The organism is Palleronia caenipelagi (genome assembly GCF_007004065.1).
Lineage (GTDB): Bacteria > Pseudomonadota > Alphaproteobacteria > Rhodobacterales > Rhodobacteraceae > Palleronia > Palleronia caenipelagi.
Genome location: NZ_VFSV01000012.1, coordinates 75,581 through 90,932 on the forward strand (window position 1 = coordinate 75,581; position 15,352 = coordinate 90,932).

Below are 15,352 nucleotides of genomic sequence, written 5' to 3' on the forward strand. Positions count from 1 at the left end.
GCCCGGAGCCCGTCAGAGAGCTGTGCCGTCGAGCTCCTGCTCCAGACGTCCCAGCGCCGCCACTGCGTCCTCGTTGCCGGGGTAGAGCGCGATCAGGGCGGCCAGCGCGTCGCGGGCGATGGCCGGGGCACCGATTTCCTCCGCGATCAGAGCCAGCCCGCCCATGGCGCCGAAATGGCGGGGGTTCAACGCCAACGCCATCTGGATATCGGCCAGCGCCGGTCCGTAGGTCTTTGCACCGAAATAGGCGACGGCTCGGGAATTATAGGCTTCGGCAAAGTCCGGCGCATGATCGACGAGCGCGGTCAGATGACCAATGGCGGAGGCTGTGTCGCCCGCCTCCAGCGCATCGCGTCCCCGGTCCAGCAGGAGATCCATGGCAGCGGAGCCGGATTTCGACCATTCGAGGGCGATCTTCTCGGCGATCTGTTCCGCATCCGTGCCCTCTGCCGTGGCCAGGGCTTCGAACAGCGAGTCCAGCCGGTCGCCTTCTGCGAAAGCGGGTGCAGAAAAAATGAAGGCTGCCGCCACGAGAGATTTGAGTTTGTGCGAAATACGGGTCATGTCTGTACCAGAATAACCGATCATGCGGTCGGTTCGAGAAAAATATATGTGACATCTGACAGGAGAGACACCGATGAGCACCGTGATCGAAGAAGCCGCCGCCCAGCTTAACGAAAAAGTTGGCGGATCCTTTGACGGGTCGCTGAAGTTCGTGGTCGAGGGTGAAGGCGCGATCATGCTCGACGGTGCGGGCGCCCGTGTGGGCGACGAGCCGGCCGACACCACCATGACCGCCGATGCGGAGACCTTTCAGGCGCTGGCCGAAGGCACGCTCGACCCGACCAGCGCGTTCATGTCGGGCCGCCTGAAGATTGACGGCGACATGGCGCAGGCGATGAAGCTGGCCACCAGCTTCTGAGCGATGATCCCGAACGCGCCTCTGCACGAAGATGTGGCCGACGCCCCGCCTGACGGGCGCGCGGTATGGCTGTTTGCTGAGGATGGCGCCCGCATCCGCGCGGCCCATTGGCTGCCGGAGGGACCGGCCAAAGGTACCGTGTTTCTGTTCCCGGGTCGCACCGAATATATCGAGAAATACGGGCAGGTGATTGGCGATCTGGTGGCCGCCGGTCACGCAGTTCTTGTGGTGGACTGGCGGGGACAGGGGCTCTCCACACGGCTGCTCGACAACCCTCTGTCTGGTCATGTGGAAGTGTTCCACGACTACCAGAAAGACGTCGCAGCGCTCGTGGACTATGCGCAGAGCCTCGATCTGCCCCGACCATGGCGCCTGCTCGCTCATTCGATGGGCGGCACTATTGCGCTGAGGGCGCTTTTGAATGGGATGGATGTGCAGAGCGTCGCCCTGTCCGCACCAATGTGGGGGATCACCATACCCGGCGCCGTGCGTCCGCTTCTCCATGCCGCAGCCATCGTCGCCAAACGCGTGGGCCACGGACACCGGCAATCTCCGGGGATCAAAAACGCGGCCTATCCTGAGCCGCGCGCGTTCGAGGACAATCGTCTCACCCATGACCGGGAGCAGTACAGGCGGATGACCGACCAGACCCGCACCCATCATGGGCTCGCGTTGGGACCGCCGTCTCTCAGTTGGCTGGCCGAAGCCCTCGACGAATGTCACGATCTGGCCAAGGCAGCGTCACCGGAAATCCCCTGTCTCGCTATGATTGGCACCGATGAGAGCATCGTAAAGAATGACGAGATCCGTCGGCGGATGGCCACTTGGCCAGGTGGGGAACTTCTGGAAATCGACGGAGCCCGCCATGAATGCCTCATGGAGACGCCCGAGCGGCGGCGAAAGGCTATCGGCGCTTGCCTCGCCCATTTCGAGCGGTATTAGATCAGCGTTCCGGCCAGCGAATTCGGCGCGCTGGCCGTGATCCTGACCCGCACCAGATCCCCGATTTGATGCCCGGGCGCATCCACGAAGACGGAATGCAGGTGGTCGGATTTGCCCACCAATTGCCCGTCCTCGCGCCCAGGCTTTTCAAACAGAACGCCCACCTCCTGCCCCACCATGCGATCCTGAACGGCGGTTTGCTGACGGCGGAGGAGAGCTTGCAGCCGCTGCAACCGCTCGTCGGCGACCGCCGGATCAACAAGCGCGCGCTCCGCCGCAGGGGTACCGGGGCGGGTGGAGTATTTGAAACTGTAGCACTGGCCGTATTCCACCTCTTCCACCAGACGCAGCGTGTCCTCGAAATCCTGATCGGTCTCTTCGGGGAAGCCGACAATGAAATCGCCCGAAATGAGAATATCCGGGCGCGCTTCGCGCATCCGCTCGATCAGGCGCAGGTAGCTCTCGGCCGTGTGGCTGCGGTTCATCCGCTTCAGGATCCGGTCCGAGCCTGACTGGACCGGCAAGTGCAGATAGGGCATCAGCTTTTCGATCTCGCCATGGGCGGCGATCAGGTCGTCGCTCATGTCATTGGGGTGGCTGGTGGTGTAACGGATGCGGTCAAGCCCGTCGATCTCTGCCAGCTCGCGTACCAGCCGCGCAAGACTCCAGTCCCCATCGGCGGCAGCGCCGTGATAGGCGTTCACATTCTGACCGAGCAGCGTAATCTCACGTACACCACGTTCGACAAGATCTCTCGCCTCACGAAGCACCCGGTCAGCGGGACGAGAAACCTCGGCACCGCGCGTATACGGCACCACGCAGAAGGCGCAGAACTTGTCGCAGCCTTCCTGCACGGTCAGAAACGCCGTCGGACCGCGTTTCGCTTTGGGGCGCGCGTTCAGGTGCTCGAACTTGTCTTCCTCAGGAAAATCGGTGTCGAGCGCCCGCTTGCCCTGACGAGCCGCGGCCTCCAGTTCCGGCAGCCGGTGATAGCTCTGCGGCCCCACCACCAGATCCACCAGCGGTTGACGGCGCATGATTTCCTCGCCCTCGGCCTGGGCCACACAACCAGCAACGCCGATCTTCAGATCGGGGCGCTCGGCCTTCAACGCGCGAAAACGGCCGAGCTCCGAATAGACCTTTTCTGCAGCCTTTTCTCGGATATGGCAGGTGTTTAGGAGGATCAGATCTGCATCCTCGGGGTTGTCCGTCGCCTCATAGCCCTGCCCCTCCATGGCCTCGCCCATGCGCTCGCTGTCATAGACATTCATCTGACAGCCATAGGTTTTGATGTAGAGCTTTCGGGTCGTCGACATGCCGCGCCTCCGGTGCTGAGATCGCGGCGTCTTAACGCCAAGCCTGACATCTCGCAACATGAAGCTCTTGCAAATCGGGCCGCAGGCGTTGCAAACCGCCCGTCAAAGGAGTTCTGCCATGCCGACCTACACCTCTCTGGAGGCATTTCGCCGCGATGACACCCTCGTGCTCAAAGGGCCGGTGGGGATATTGCTCGTGGAAGATGAGGTCGAAGTACAGTCGTCGCTGGATCATATGGTGACCACCGGGTTCAAGACGATCGTGTTGATGGCTCCCGCCAATACAAGCGTGACTTTGCCTGAGACTGTGCCAGTGCATCATGTGGAATGGCGCAAACGTACCTCCGAAGCCGTTTGCGACGCGGTCAATGCCGTCATCGAAAAAGGCCCCGGCCTCTGGATGCATTACGCATTCAACGCGGAGTACCTGTTCTTTCCGTTCAGCGAGACGCGCAGGATCGGTGAGATGCTGACGTTCCATACCGAAGAGCGTCGGTTTAGCATGCTGACCTATGTCATCGACCTCTACGGACCGGAGGCAACCATTTCCAATGCCGTGAACCGCGAGGAAACCTATCTCGATTCGACCGGTTATTATGCGGTGGCACGACACGATCCGGAGACCGGAGGGGACAAGGACCGGCAGATGGATTTCTTTGGCGGATTGCGGTGGCGCTTTGAGGAACACGTCCCCTACACCAAGCGCAAGATCGATCGCATCGGCCTCTTCCGCGCCAAGGCCGGACTGACCTTACGCCCGGATCACACGATGTCGGACGAGGAATACAACACATATTCCTGCCCTTGGCACAACAATCTGACCGCGGCCATTTGCTCGTTCCGCGCGGCGAAGGCGCTGACCCGCAATGCCGGTTCGCGTCATGAAATCAACAGCTTTCACTGGTACGGGACGCAGCCTTTCCGCTGGGAATCGAAGCAGCTGCTGGAACTCGGGCTGGTCGAACCCGGCCAATGGTTCTGAACCGGGCCTTCAGATAAAAAAATAACGGAACACGCTGCGCAGGTGGTGGCGAAACTTTCGGTTGCTGGCCGATTTGTTTGCATGAGCGCAGTTGTGAAACATGCGGATGTCAGGATAAAATCGCACCCGCACATCCAGCGCACGTGCCCGGTCGCAAAGATCTACGTCCTCCATGTACATGAAGTAGCGCTCATCAAATCCGCCCAGTTTCCGGAACAGACCGGCGCGAATGGCAATAAATGCACCCGAGGCCCAATAGGCATACTGAAGGTCTGACGTGTCCTCAGCCGCATAGCGGCTGTGATGGGATTGGCCGAGAAAGGACAGCCCCAGGGACCAAAGGCTGAGCCTCGGCCGGACATTGTGATCCCACTGCTCGGTGCGATTGTTCCACAATAGCGGCGCTACGAGCGTCTCACCCTCTGCCTCAGCCCGGCCAAGGAGGTCGGCGAGCTGATCCTCTGTCCCGGTCACGTCCGGGTTGCAGATGACGAACCAGTCGGCGTCATCGAGACCCGCCATCTCAAATGATCTGTTGTGATTCTCCCCGAACCCAACCGGATTCAGGTTGGACACCACGTCCACGTGTGCCGGCATTTGATGCGCCAGCTCCCCGGTGTTCTCGCGCAGAATAACGCGATGCACCCCCAAATCCCATACCAGAGGATTTTCCAGTACCTCAGCACAGTTGCCGTGGGACACCACGGACACGACGACGTTCATCGGAGTTGTACCATCACATCGATACGCCGCAGCAGATCAAGCAACCGTATCCCGGCGCAAACGGATCACCACGTCCACGGACGCAATCGAGGCGCCTTCTGGCGGGTCCGGCAATCTCGCGATTTCCAGCGTATCGGACGGAGCGTCCTGAAGCTCGCCCGTATCCTCCCAGAAGAAATGCGGGTGCTGATCGGTACGAGTGTCAAAATAGCTGCGGGAGCCCTCGACGGTGACCTCTTGAACGAGGCCCGCTTCCGAAAAGGAGTGCAACGCGTTGTAAACAGTCGCGAGCGATACTTTGTCCCCGGTCGCAGTGCAGGCGGCGTGGAGACTCTCTGCCGTGACATGCCGATCCTGCCCGTCTCCAACGAGCAGCGCGGCAAGAAGCTGGCGCTGACGGGTGGGACGCAAACCAGCCCGGGCCAGCATAAGGCTCGCCCGCTCTAGCTGTTCGACAGTAATCTGGTTCAAAAATTCAGTCATATTACGTTTGATATGCCATCACCGCCGGATGGATTCAATCCGGGTCAAACCTTGCGCCGCAGCAAAAGCCGGTGCTAAGGGCCGTGAAAATGATCCAGACCCGGTGACGGAGGCTCCTCATGTCTGATTTTCCCACATCCTTTGGCTATGACGACCTGATTGCCTGCGCCAAGGGCGAGCTGTTCGGGCCAGGCAATGCGCAGCTGCCGATGCCGCCTATGCTGATGATGGACCGGATCACCGAAATCTCTGCCGATGGCGGCGAGCATGGCAAAGGTCACGTGGTTGCCGAATTCGATATCAAGCCGGAGCTGTGGTTCTTTGACTGCCATTTCCCGGGCAACCCGATCATGCCCGGCTGTCTGGGGCTCGACGGGCTTTGGCAGCTCACCGGGTTCAATCTCGGTTGGCGTGGCTGGCAGGGGCGTGGCTATGCGCTGGGCGTGGGCGAGGTCAAGCTCACCGGCATGGTGCGCCCGGACCGCAAGATGCTGACCTATAACGTGAATTTCACCAAGGCAATCCAGACCCGACGACTGACCATGGGCGTCGCCAATGGCACGGTTCATGCGGATGGCGAGCTGATTTACCAGGTCACCGACATGAAGGTCGCCCTGTCTGAAAGCTGAGCGACCCGTTTTGGACACGTGATGAAAGGCCCGCGGCACGATTCCGGGGGCCTTTCGCATTCTGCGAGAAGAGGCAAAGGCTTGCGTTGCGCGCCGTCCATGCCCTAGACACCAGCCACATCTATGAAGGAGGCCGAGATGCGCCGCGTCGTCGTTACGGGACTGGGAATTGTCTCACCGATCGGAAACACCGCTGACGAGGTGACCGAAGCGCTCAAGGCCGGGCGTTCGGGCATCGAAGCGTCACCGGAAATGGCCGAGCGTGGTTTTCGCAGCCAGATCGCCGGCACGCTGAAAATCGACATCACCGAGCATGTGGACAAACGCGCCCTTCGGTTCATGGGACCCGGTGCGGCTTATGCGCACATCGCCATGCAGCAGGCCATCGCCGATTCCGGCCTCACCGAAGAGATGATCTCGAACCCGATGACGGGTCTCATCGCCGGCTCCGGTGGCCCTTCCACGAGCGCGATGCATCAGGCCCATAAAATCGTCGAAGAAAAGGGCAGCCCCAAGCGCATCGGCCCCTTTGCCGTGCCCAAGGCCATGTCCTCGACGGTGTCCGCGAACCTCGCGACGGCGTTCAAGATCAAAGGGATGAACTTCTCCATCACCTCCGCCTGCTCCACCTCGCTGCATTGCATCGGGATGGCGGCACAGCAAATCCAGCTGGGCCAGCAGGATGTGATGTTTGCCGGCGGCGGCGAAGAGCTCGACTGGACGCTGTCCTGCCTGTTCGACGCCATGGGCGCCATGTCCTCAAAATTCAACGATACGCCCCAGAAGGCCAGCCGTGCTTTCGACAAGGACCGCGACGGCTTCGTGATTGCAGGAGGCGGCGGGATCGTTGTGCTCGAAAGTCTTGAGCACGCACAGGCCCGCGGGGCGACGATCTACGCCGAAGTGACCGGTTTTGGCGCGACCTCTGATGGCCATGACATGGTCGCGCCTTCGGGCGAGGGTGGCGAGCGGGCGATGCGTCTGGCCTTGCGGGACATGGACCCGACCCGCGTCGGGTATATCAACGCCCATGGCACCTCAACGCCCGTCGGCGATGTGGGCGAGGTCGAGGCGGTTCGGCGCGTGTTTGGCGAGGGGAGCACGCCGCCGATCAGCTCGACCAAATCGATGACCGGCCACTCTCAGGGTGCCACCGGCGCGCAGGAAGCGATCTACTGCCTCCTGATGCTCAAAAACGACTTTATTGCCCCATCGATAAACGTGGACACGCTCGACCCGGCGATCCACGACGGCGAGATCGCGACGAAACTCGTCGAAAATGCCGGGCTCGATACCGTGATGACGAATTCATTTGGCTTTGGCGGCACGAACGGGTCGATGTTGTTGACCAAGTGGAAGGATTAAACATGGGCTCGATGTCTGGAAAGCGCGTGCTTGTCATGGGCGTGGCCAACGCCCATTCGATTGCGTGGGGCATTGCCAAAGCCATGGCCGATGCCGGAGCGGAGCTGGCCTTTACCTATCAGGGCGAGCAACTTCTCAAGCGCGTCCGTCCGCTGGCCGAAAGCGTCGGCAGCACCCTCCTGATCCCCGCCGACGTAACCGATTCGGATGCCATGGACGCGGCGTTCGAGACGCTGGCCTCCCACTGGGACCGGCTCGACTGCGTGGTCCATGCCATCGCCTTTACCGACAAGGACGAGATGGTGGGCCGCTTTGTGGACACCAGCCGGTCGAATTTCTCCAACTCGCTGGAGATCTCTTGCTACTCCTTCATCGACGTGGCCCGCCGCGCGGCGCCGCTTATGACCGAGGGCGGCACACTCCTGACTCTGACCTTCCAGGGCTCGGCCCGGGTGACGCCCCACTACAATCTGATGGGCGTCGCGAAGGCTGCACTCGAATCGGCGGTGCGCTATCTCGCCGCCGATCTGGGCCCGGACGGGATCCGCGTGAACGCGATCTCCCCAGGCCCGATGAAAACGCTGGCCGGTGCGGCAATCCGGGGCGCGCGCCGCACTTTCCGCCATACCGAGGAAAACGCTCCGCTACGCGCCAATGCGACGCTGGACGCGGTCGGCGGAACGGCGGTCTATCTGGCTTCCGATGCGGGTGCCTGCACCTCCGGCGAGATCCTGCATGTGGATGGCGGCTACCACGTCATGGGGATGCCCCATGTGGACAACCTCACCTGATCCGTCCCTGAGGCGACCTCACCCGAGCGCCGCCTCCAGACCTTTCTCAGCAAACAGGGGCACATAGCGGCCCAACTTCAAGCCCCTCTCCGGGTCCGAAGCGTTGCCATCCAGCGCGCGACGCTTCACCCCTTCGAGGATCGCGCCCATTCGGAAAAATGCAAAGGCGAGGTAGAAATTCATCGGCGGAATGTCCAAGAGCCCCCGCCTTTCCGCGTAGGTTGCAACAAAGGCGTCGTCCGAGGGCAGGCCAAGCGCCTCCCGATCCACCCCATCGAGTCCCCTGCCCTCTGAGCCCGGCGGCATCCGCCATTGCATCAGCAGCGCGGCCAGATCGGCGAAGGGATGGCCGAGGGTGGAGAGTTCCCAATCCAGCACCGCACAAACCTGAGGCCCGTCGGCCTCGAAGATCAGGTTGTCGATCCGGTAATCCCCATGCACCAGCCCGCGCTGCCCGTCATCGGGGGGCAGATTCGCCTCAAGCCACGCGATGAGCTGATCCATCACCGGCAGATCACCGATCTGGCTGGCGCGATACTGCTTGACCCAGCGCGAAACCTGCCGGGCGAAATAATCGCCATCGGGTCCATAATCGCCGAGCCCCACGGTGACAGGATCAACGTCATGAATTGCCGCCAGAACCTTGCCTAGCTGGTCAAAAATCGCCGCCCGGGCCTCCGGGGTCAGCCCCGGCAAGCGGGGGTCGTCAAAGCTGCGCCCTGCCACATGCTCCATGACATAGAAAGGTACTCCGATCACGTCAGGATGTTCGCACAGGGCCAGCACCTGCCCCACTGGGACATCGGTTCCTTGCAAAGCCCTCTGCACCCGGAATTCCCGCTCCACCGCATGGGCGGATTTCAGGAGCGGGCCGAAGGGCTTGCGCCGCAGCACGAGCGAACGGTCTCCGACCTCCATCCGATAGGTCGGGTTCGACTGCCCACCGGTGAGACGGCTGAGACTCAGCACGCCGCGCACCCCCAGCTCAGCCTCGATCCAACGCGCTAGCGCGCCGGTCTCAAAATCAACGCCCATCTCAGTTCCGGTACCGCTTCAGCTCGGTCCGGGCGACCTGTCGCCGATGCACCGCATCCGGCCCATCGGCAAAGCGCAAGGTTCTGAGCTGCGTCCACATGCGGGCCAGCGGCGTGTCCTGACTGATGCCCATGGCGCCATGCATCTGCATCGCCTCATCAACGACCTTCAGCGCCATGCGGGGGGCGACGACCTTGATCTGGCTGATCCATGGCTGGGCGGCGCGGGTGCCTTCGGTGTCCATCATCCAGGCGGCCTTGAGGCAGAGAAGCCGCGCCTGCTCGATCTCCATCCGGGCCTCGGCGATGATGTCGTAATTGGCGCCAAGGTCGATGATCGTCTTGCCAAACGCCTCGCGTGCGAGACCCCGGCGGCAGAGCATCTCCAGCGCCGACTCGGCCTGACCGATGGCACGCATACAGTGATGAATACGCCCGGGGCCAAGCCGCCCCTGCGCCACCTCGAACCCCCGCCCTTCGCCGAGAATCAGGTCCTCGACAGGGACACGCACGTTCGTCAGGCGGATATGCATATGCCCGTGCGGCGCGTCGTCATCGCCAAAGACCTGCATGGGACGCAGCACCTCGATCCCCTCCGCATCGGACGGCACGACGAACATGGAGTGCTGCACGTGGCGGCTGGCGGTCGGATCGGTGCAGGCCATGATGATATAGACCGCACAGCGCGGATCCCCGGCGCCCGAGGCCCACCATTTCTCGCCGTTGAGGACGTAGGCATCGCCCTCACGCCGCGCCGACAGCGCAATATTGGTGGCGTCGGACGACGCGACGCCGGGTTCGGTCATCAGGTACGCCGACCGGATCTCCCCCTGCAGAAGGCGGCTGAGCCAGCGCTCCTTATGGACCTCGGTTCCGTAGCGCTCAAACACCTCCATATTGCCGGTATCCGGCGCGTTGCAATTAAACACCTCGGCAGCGATCGGAACCTTGCCCATCTCTTCAGCGAGATAGGCATATTCCACCGTCGTCAGCCCGTAGCCCTTTTCGCTGTCGGTCAGCCAGAAATTCCACAGGCCCTGCTCCCGTGCGCGGGCTTTGAGCGTATCGAGAATCTCAAGCTGCCGGTCCGTATGCTGAAACCGGTCGCCACTCGGGTGTTTACCCACCTGGGCGTGATATTCCGCGTCCAGCGGTGCGATCTCATCGGCCACCATGCGGCGTACCTGTTCCACCAGCGGGCGGACCCGCTCCGTCATCCCAAGTTCCATGTGACGCTCCTCTTTGCAGGCCGAGCCTAGAATGCCCCCAACCTCTTGCATAGCCGCGAAGTCCCTGTCAGCGCTGGCGACGTGACGGCAGAAAGGAGCGGGTCGGATGCGGGCAGTGGTACAACGGGTGAGCGAAGCGTCGGTCACGGTGGACGGCGAGGTGATCGGGCAGATCGGTGCGGGGCTTCTGGTTCTGGTTTGCGCCATGCGTGGTGACACGGAGGACAAGGCCAGTGCGCTGGCCCGCCGGATCGCGAAACTTCGGATCTTTCGCGATAACGAAGGCCGCATGAATCGCTCGGTGTTGGATCAGGGGGGCGCCGCACTGGTCGTCAGCCAGTTCACACTGGCCGGTGACGTGTCACGCGGCAATCGTCCCGGCTTCTCCGAGGCCGCCGCCCCAGAGGTAGGGCGAGCGCTGTACGAGCGTTTCACCGCAGCGCTGGCCGCCGAGGGAGTCCCGTTACAAACCGGCCGCTTTGGCGCGGATATGAAGGTCGCGCTGCTCAATGACGGGCCGGTGACGATTTGGTACGATCAATAGGCCCACGGCCCCTTGCACCCCCCGCGGCCTCAGGCTAATCACATCCCCGGAGCGCGGGTATGGTGAAATGGTATCACACGAGCCTTCCAAGCTCTTGGTGCGGGTTCGATTCCCGCTACCCGCTCCACTAAATGACAAAAAAGCTCGCATTGATAGTAGTTTACACGGCAAGGTCTCCCACGAAATAATGGGACATGGGACACTTCAACCGAATGCGGCAAAGGTTTCCATAAAGTATAAGGCATGAGAAAATACAGCGGTGCGAGAGAACTGTAGAGCCAACGGCAGCATTTAGTGGCCAAGGTTTTTAACGCTATCCAAATTTACTCCACCGTTAACACCGGGGACATGCCAGAAATCATTTACGAACAGCAGACAGTACATACACATGGGTCGGGACCGTCGGTGCGCCAATTGGTGGCCTTGCCCGCTATGCCGCATCGCTGCGTTTAGGCTGGGAGCCCGGACTGCCTCGAAATCTCTGTCGGTATTTCGCGAATGCAGCAGGATCGAACTCGAAAGTAACGGCCCATAAGAGACATTGAGCGCCACCTCTGTGTGCTGCGGCGCGGCTAGTGTTTCCGGCCGTTCGACCAAGTACGCAGCATTTTCGCATGGCGAAGGTCGGTTGTGCGGACCTTGCTGCCGTTCGCCGCAGCCGTTCAATCCCCGCTGCAGCGGCGAGGGCGTTGGTTATGGGGGGCGTATTTTGTTGAAAGACTCTTGCTTCATTGAGGTGTTATTCGCTGATTCACTTCTGTTGTAGAGCGGGAGGATCAGCGATGATGAGGCCGAGGCAGGAAGCGCAGCCGGCGCTGTTCTACGAGTTCTCACTGGAAGATCATGTCCCTCAGAACCATCTGCTGAGATCATTGACCGGTTTGTCGACCTGAGCAGCATCCGGGCTCATCTCGCCGATTTCTATAGCCACACTGGCCGCCGTTCCGTTGATCCTGAACTGCTGATCCGGATGCTTTTGGTGGGGTACTGCTTCGGGATCCGCTCCGAGCGCCGGCTGTGCGAGGAGGTCCATCTGAACTTGGCATACCGGTGGTTCTGCCGCCTCGATCTGGCGGACAAGATCCCCGAGCATTCTACGTTCTCAAAGAACCGGCACGGGCGCTTCCGGGAGAGCGAACTGCTGCGGCACCTGTTTGAGACGACCGTCGCACGCTGTATCGCAGAGGGTCTGGTCAGCGGCCAACGACTGGCGGTTGATGCGAGCCTGATCGAAGCGGATGCGAACAAACAGAACTCGACACCCCGGGAAGACTGGGACCCATCGACCTTTGATCCAGTCGACGCGCCTCGCGCTGTGCGGGAGTATTTCGACACCCTGGATGAGGCTGCGTTCGGGGCTGCCAGCGAAGTACAGCCGAAGTTTACATCCCACTCTGATCCGGCGAGCCAGTGGACGGCAGCCCGCAAAGGCCCGGCTTTCTTCAGCTATTCCAACAATTACCTGATCGATACCGATCATGGTGTGATCGTCGACGTTGAGGGTGCAGCGGCTCAGAAACCGATCCAGTGAATCGGTTTCGCGCTGCACGATCCATCCGGCAAGCCGAGGTCGGGTCGACAAAGACCATGTCGGACCGGGTGAAGGGCAAATTCGACATCGTTCCGGACTGGGTCATCGCCGACACCGCCTATGGCTCCGGCCCGATGCTGGGCTGGCTCGTTGACCGCAAGATCGACCCGTACATCCCGGTGATCGACAAGGCCGCACGCCCCGACGGGACATGGGTCAGAACCGACTTCGAGTGGGATCCGGAGAACGACCAGTACATCTGTCCTGAGGGTCAGGAGTTGGCGCAATTCCGCTGCAACTATTCCGATCCGAACCGGGGGCCGACGGGCAAGGGCACCGCCCGCTACCGCGCACTAAAAGACGTCTGTCAGGCGTGCCTCTCCAAAGCCAGATGCTGCCCGAACGCCGATGCCAGACAGATCACGCGCGAAAAGCATGAAGACGCCCGCCAGGTCGCCCGGGATCTGGCCGAGACCGACGACTATGTCATCGCGATGAAGCTGCGAAAGAAGGTCGAGATGCTCTTTGCCCACCTCAAACGCATCCTCGGGCTGGGACGACTTCGATTACGTGGTCAATGCGGCGCGAGCGATGAATTCCTCCTCGCCGCAACCGCCCAGAACCTCCGCAAACTCGCAAAGATCTTCCCCGCACCGCAGCATCCGCGGAAAGCCTGACAGGAAAGGCGCTCGCGCCGTCGTCAGATCAAGTATTTCTGCGCACGCAATACGTTTTTTTCCACAGAATGGGCGGGAGGACGAAGCCGCTCTCGCGGCAATGGCGGTGGTGGCTGGTGTTAAGCGCTGATCCATCCATTTTGTAATCTGGCTGACCTGTTTGACGATTGGGGTTTCTCAATCTGATGACGGGAGGTTCCCATGAAGGAGAAGAAGACGACCCCGCTGCGTGAGCGGATGATCGAGGATATGCGCATACGTGGCATGTCGTTGAAGACCCGGCAGACCCATATCAGGGCGGTCAGGTATTTTGCTGAGTTTATTGGACGCTCGCCCGATACGGCGACACCGGACGAGCTGCGCGCCTATCAGCTTCACATGACAGATAGCGGTGTGTCGACCGGCGTGTTTAACGCGCGGATCGTGTCGCTGCGGTTCTTCTTTGGCATGACCTTTGGGCGCGAGGAGATGAAGCGGTACATGCAGTTCCGCCGCAAGGCGAAGAAGTTGCCCGTTGTCCTGAGCGTCGAGGAGGTCGGCGATCTTCTGGCGGCGGTTCCGGGACCGGGCCTGAAGTATCGCGCAGCCTTGGGGATCAGCTATGGCGCTGGTTTGCGCGCATCTGAGGTCTGCAATCTCAAGGTCTCGGATATCGACAGCGACCGGATGCTGATCCATGTCGACGAGGGCAAGAATGACAAAGACCGCAAGGCCATGTTGTCGCCCGGGCTGCTTGATCTGTTGCGGGATTATTGGCGCGAGGCGCGGCCCGAGGGCTGGCTGTTTCCCGGCAAACCCAAGATCATGGCCTGTCGCCACGCCAACTGAACCGAGCATTCACATCGGCCAAGCATATGGCTGGGATCAACAAGCCTGACACGCTGCACACATTGCGCCACAGCTTTGCCACGCACCTGCTTGAGGCTGGAACCGATGTCCGGGTGATCCAGGTGCTCTTGGGACATTCCAAGCTCAGCACGACGGCGCGCTATACCCATGTCGCGACCAAAACCATCCGCGGTGCCGTCAGTCCCTACGAGATGTTGGAGAAGTTGCAGGATCACACCGTCAGGCGAGGGTTGGAGTAACGGCCGGGGCGGTTGCTACGCCCACGGTTGGAGATTGCAGATATCTTTCGGAACTATGGTCCTGCATATCGGCGGGCCAATGCGGGTTATCTCAGTCTCGACCAACTCAAGGTGATGTCGGCCATTGAGGCCTGCCGAACCGAGATGCTCCGCGGGCATGTGGCGGCCTGCAACAAGTGCGGCCACCATCACATCGCATATAACTCCTGCAAGAACCGTCACCGCCCCAAGTGCCAGGGTGAGCCAAAGGATCGCCAATGGTTCGAGAGACATTGGCGAACGCTGCACGCGACTGGATGGAGGCACGCGCCGAAAATTTGCTGCCGGTCGAGTACTTCCACGTCGTCTTCACGATGCCCGCAGAGATCGCCCGCATCGCGTATTGGAACCCGAGGGCGGTGTACGGCCTGTTGTTCCGCGCATCAGCCGAAACGGTGATGACAATCGCAGCCGATCCCAAGCGGCTCGGCGCAAAAGTCGGCATGACCAGCGTGCTACACACATGGGGGTCGGCGCTGACCCACCATCCGCATATCCATATGATTGTGCCTGGCGGCGGCCTGTCACCCGATGGAACGAGTTGGGTGGCCTGCAGACCGCGGTTCTTCCTGCATGTGCGCGTTTTGGCGCGGCTGTTCAGACGCCTGTTTCTGGATGGGCTGGTGGAGTTGCACCGCGATGGCCAGCTTACTTTCTTTGGTGATCTCGCCTACCTGGCGCAAGTGGATGCCTTCGCGAAGTGGCTTGCCCCGTTCCGCAAAACCGACTGGGTAGTCTATGGGCCTTGTTGAACAAATAGAGGTGGTCGCGGGATTTCGGACCGGGTGCTAATCTGTAGTGTCTGAGGAAGAACGCACAGAAATGACGAAACGGAAACGCTATTCGGCAGAGTTCAAGGCGAAGGTGGCTTTGGAAGCCATCCGCGAGGAGCTGACGACGGCCGAGCTGGCCAAGAAGTATGACATCCACCCTACCATGATCAGCGGCTGGAAACGGACCGCGATTGAGAACATGGCACAGGCCTTCACCGGCCAGGCGACCGCGGAGCCGACGATATCGGCGGCAGAGGTCGGAAAGCTGCACGCCAAAATCGGGC

Annotated in this window: 14 protein-coding genes, 1 tRNA gene and 3 pseudogenes; 12 read left to right on the forward strand and 6 right to left on the reverse strand. The window is 61.2% G+C overall.

The genetic code is table 11. The features are described from left to right. Nucleotides 1-12: 12 nt before the first annotated feature. Nucleotides 13-588 (reverse strand): tetratricopeptide repeat protein, encoded by a 576-nt coding sequence (locus FEV53_RS09345; RefSeq protein ID WP_246100769.1) that lies wholly within the window; start codon nt 586-588, stop codon nt 13-15. A gap of 49 nt (nt 589-637) precedes the next feature. Between FEV53_RS09345 and FEV53_RS09350 the strand changes: the two genes are divergently transcribed. After that, on the forward strand, nt 638-922 hold the full coding sequence (locus tag FEV53_RS09350) for an SCP2 sterol-binding domain-containing protein (protein ID WP_142834553.1): 285 nt from the start codon (nt 638-640) through the stop codon (nt 920-922). Between the two features lie 3 nt (nt 923-925). Further along, a complete protein-coding gene (locus tag FEV53_RS09355; RefSeq protein ID WP_142834554.1) occupies nt 926-1,864 on the forward strand; it encodes an alpha/beta fold hydrolase in 939 nt (312 codons plus the stop codon). Here the strand turns inward: FEV53_RS09355 and miaB are convergent. Beyond that, nucleotides 1,861-3,180 (reverse strand): tRNA (N6-isopentenyl adenosine(37)-C2)-methylthiotransferase MiaB, encoded by a 1,320-nt coding sequence (gene miaB, locus FEV53_RS09360; protein ID WP_142834555.1) that lies wholly within the window; start codon nt 3,178-3,180, stop codon nt 1,861-1,863. The genes FEV53_RS09355 and miaB overlap by 4 nt on opposite strands. A 118-nt stretch (nt 3,181-3,298) precedes the next feature. On the opposite strand from miaB, the gene FEV53_RS09365 reads away from it, so the two are divergent. Continuing rightward, nucleotides 3,299-4,162: a hypothetical protein gene (locus tag FEV53_RS09365; RefSeq protein WP_142834556.1), complete on the forward strand. Its 864-nt coding sequence runs from the start codon at nt 3,299-3,301 to the stop codon at nt 4,160-4,162. Nucleotides 4,163-4,171: 9 nt separating this feature from the next. On the opposite strand, the gene FEV53_RS09370 is transcribed toward FEV53_RS09365, so the two are convergent. Together FEV53_RS09370 and irrA are read right to left on the reverse strand one after the other, a co-directional pair. After that, a complete protein-coding gene (locus tag FEV53_RS09370; protein WP_221931600.1) occupies nt 4,172-4,807 on the reverse strand; it encodes a glycosyltransferase family protein in 636 nt (211 codons plus the stop codon). A gap of 114 nt (nt 4,808-4,921) precedes the next feature. Beyond that, nucleotides 4,922-5,368 carry an iron response transcriptional regulator IrrA gene (irrA, locus tag FEV53_RS09375; protein WP_142834558.1) on the reverse strand — a complete coding sequence of 149 codons (447 nt, stop codon included), beginning with the start codon at nt 5,366-5,368 and terminating at the stop codon, nt 4,922-4,924. 119 nt (nt 5,369-5,487) lie between these two features. On the opposite strand from irrA, the gene fabA reads away from it, so the two are divergent. The 3 genes from fabA (at nt 5,488) to FEV53_RS09390 (ending at nt 8,153) form a co-directional block, all read left to right on the forward strand. Then, on the forward strand, nt 5,488-5,997 hold the full coding sequence (gene fabA / locus FEV53_RS09380; RefSeq protein ID WP_142834559.1) for a bifunctional 3-hydroxydecanoyl-ACP dehydratase/trans-2-decenoyl-ACP isomerase: 510 nt from the start codon (nt 5,488-5,490) through the stop codon (nt 5,995-5,997). Between the two features lie 138 nt (nt 5,998-6,135). After that, nucleotides 6,136-7,362 (forward strand): beta-ketoacyl-ACP synthase I, encoded by a 1,227-nt coding sequence (fabB, locus tag FEV53_RS09385; RefSeq protein WP_142834560.1) that lies wholly within the window; start codon nt 6,136-6,138, stop codon nt 7,360-7,362. 2 nt (nt 7,363-7,364) lie between these two features. Then, the gene (locus FEV53_RS09390; protein ID WP_142834561.1) at nt 7,365-8,153 is read left to right on the forward strand and encodes an enoyl-ACP reductase FabI; all 789 of its coding nucleotides are present in this window, start codon (nt 7,365-7,367) and stop codon (nt 8,151-8,153) included. An 18-nt stretch (nt 8,154-8,171) separates the two neighbouring features. Here FEV53_RS09390 and FEV53_RS09395 read toward each other — a convergent pair whose 3' ends face one another. Both FEV53_RS09395 and FEV53_RS09400 read right to left on the reverse strand, forming a co-directional pair. Continuing rightward, complete coding sequence (locus FEV53_RS09395) at nt 8,172-9,188, reverse strand: phosphotransferase family protein (protein WP_142834562.1); 1,017 nt, start codon at nt 9,186-9,188, stop codon at nt 8,172-8,174. Nucleotide 9,189: 1 nt separating this feature from the next. Beyond that, complete coding sequence (locus FEV53_RS09400) at nt 9,190-10,416, reverse strand: acyl-CoA dehydrogenase family protein (RefSeq protein WP_142834563.1); 1,227 nt, start codon at nt 10,414-10,416, stop codon at nt 9,190-9,192. A gap of 106 nt (nt 10,417-10,522) precedes the next feature. Here FEV53_RS09400 and dtd point away from each other — a divergent pair, with 106 nt between their 5' ends. The 6 genes and pseudogenes from dtd to FEV53_RS09430 form a co-directional block, all read left to right on the forward strand. Next, the gene (gene dtd, locus FEV53_RS09405) at nt 10,523-10,960 is read left to right on the forward strand and encodes a D-aminoacyl-tRNA deacylase (protein WP_142834564.1); all 438 of its coding nucleotides are present in this window, start codon (nt 10,523-10,525) and stop codon (nt 10,958-10,960) included. Between the two features lie 53 nt (nt 10,961-11,013). Next, nucleotides 11,014-11,087, forward strand: a tRNA-Gly gene (locus FEV53_RS09410). A 655-nt stretch (nt 11,088-11,742) separates the two neighbouring features. Next, nucleotides 11,743-13,168 (forward strand): annotated as a pseudogene (locus tag FEV53_RS09415) (transposase). A 201-nt stretch (nt 13,169-13,369) separates the two neighbouring features. Further along, nucleotides 13,370-14,256, forward strand: a pseudogene (locus tag FEV53_RS09420) (tyrosine-type recombinase/integrase). A 12-nt stretch (nt 14,257-14,268) separates the two neighbouring features. Then, a pseudogene (locus tag FEV53_RS09425) lies at nt 14,269-15,035 on the forward strand (IS91 family transposase); the annotation flags it as partial. Nucleotides 15,036-15,117: 82 nt separating this feature from the next. After that, a partial coding sequence (locus tag FEV53_RS09430) for a transposase (protein ID WP_142834367.1) occupies nt 15,118-15,352 on the forward strand: 235 nt, incomplete at its 3' end.

Bases quoted from the DNA above. Each gene is read 5' to 3' on its own strand.
- FEV53_RS09345 (WP_246100769.1), bottom strand. From the start codon at position 588: ATGATCGGTTATTCTGGTACAGACATGACCCGTATTTCGCACAAACTC.
- FEV53_RS09350 (WP_142834553.1), top strand. From the start codon at position 638: ATGAGCACCGTGATCGAAGAAGCCGCCGCCCAGCTTAACGAAAAAGTT.
- FEV53_RS09355 (WP_142834554.1), top strand. From the start codon at position 926: ATGATCCCGAACGCGCCTCTGCACGAAGATGTGGCCGACGCCCCGCCT.
- miaB (WP_142834555.1), bottom strand. From the start codon at position 3,180: ATGTCGACGACCCGAAAGCTCTACATCAAAACCTATGGCTGTCAGATG.
- FEV53_RS09365 (WP_142834556.1), top strand. From the start codon at position 3,299: ATGCCGACCTACACCTCTCTGGAGGCATTTCGCCGCGATGACACCCTC.
- irrA (WP_142834558.1), bottom strand. From the start codon at position 5,368: ATGACTGAATTTTTGAACCAGATTACTGTCGAACAGCTAGAGCGGGCG.
- fabA (WP_142834559.1), top strand. From the start codon at position 5,488: ATGTCTGATTTTCCCACATCCTTTGGCTATGACGACCTGATTGCCTGC.
- fabB (WP_142834560.1), top strand. From the start codon at position 6,136: ATGCGCCGCGTCGTCGTTACGGGACTGGGAATTGTCTCACCGATCGGA.
- FEV53_RS09390 (WP_142834561.1), top strand. From the start codon at position 7,365: ATGGGCTCGATGTCTGGAAAGCGCGTGCTTGTCATGGGCGTGGCCAAC.
- FEV53_RS09395 (WP_142834562.1), bottom strand. From the start codon at position 9,188: ATGGGCGTTGATTTTGAGACCGGCGCGCTAGCGCGTTGGATCGAGGCT.
- FEV53_RS09400 (WP_142834563.1), bottom strand. From the start codon at position 10,416: ATGGAACTTGGGATGACGGAGCGGGTCCGCCCGCTGGTGGAACAGGTA.
- dtd (WP_142834564.1), top strand. From the start codon at position 10,523: ATGCGGGCAGTGGTACAACGGGTGAGCGAAGCGTCGGTCACGGTGGAC.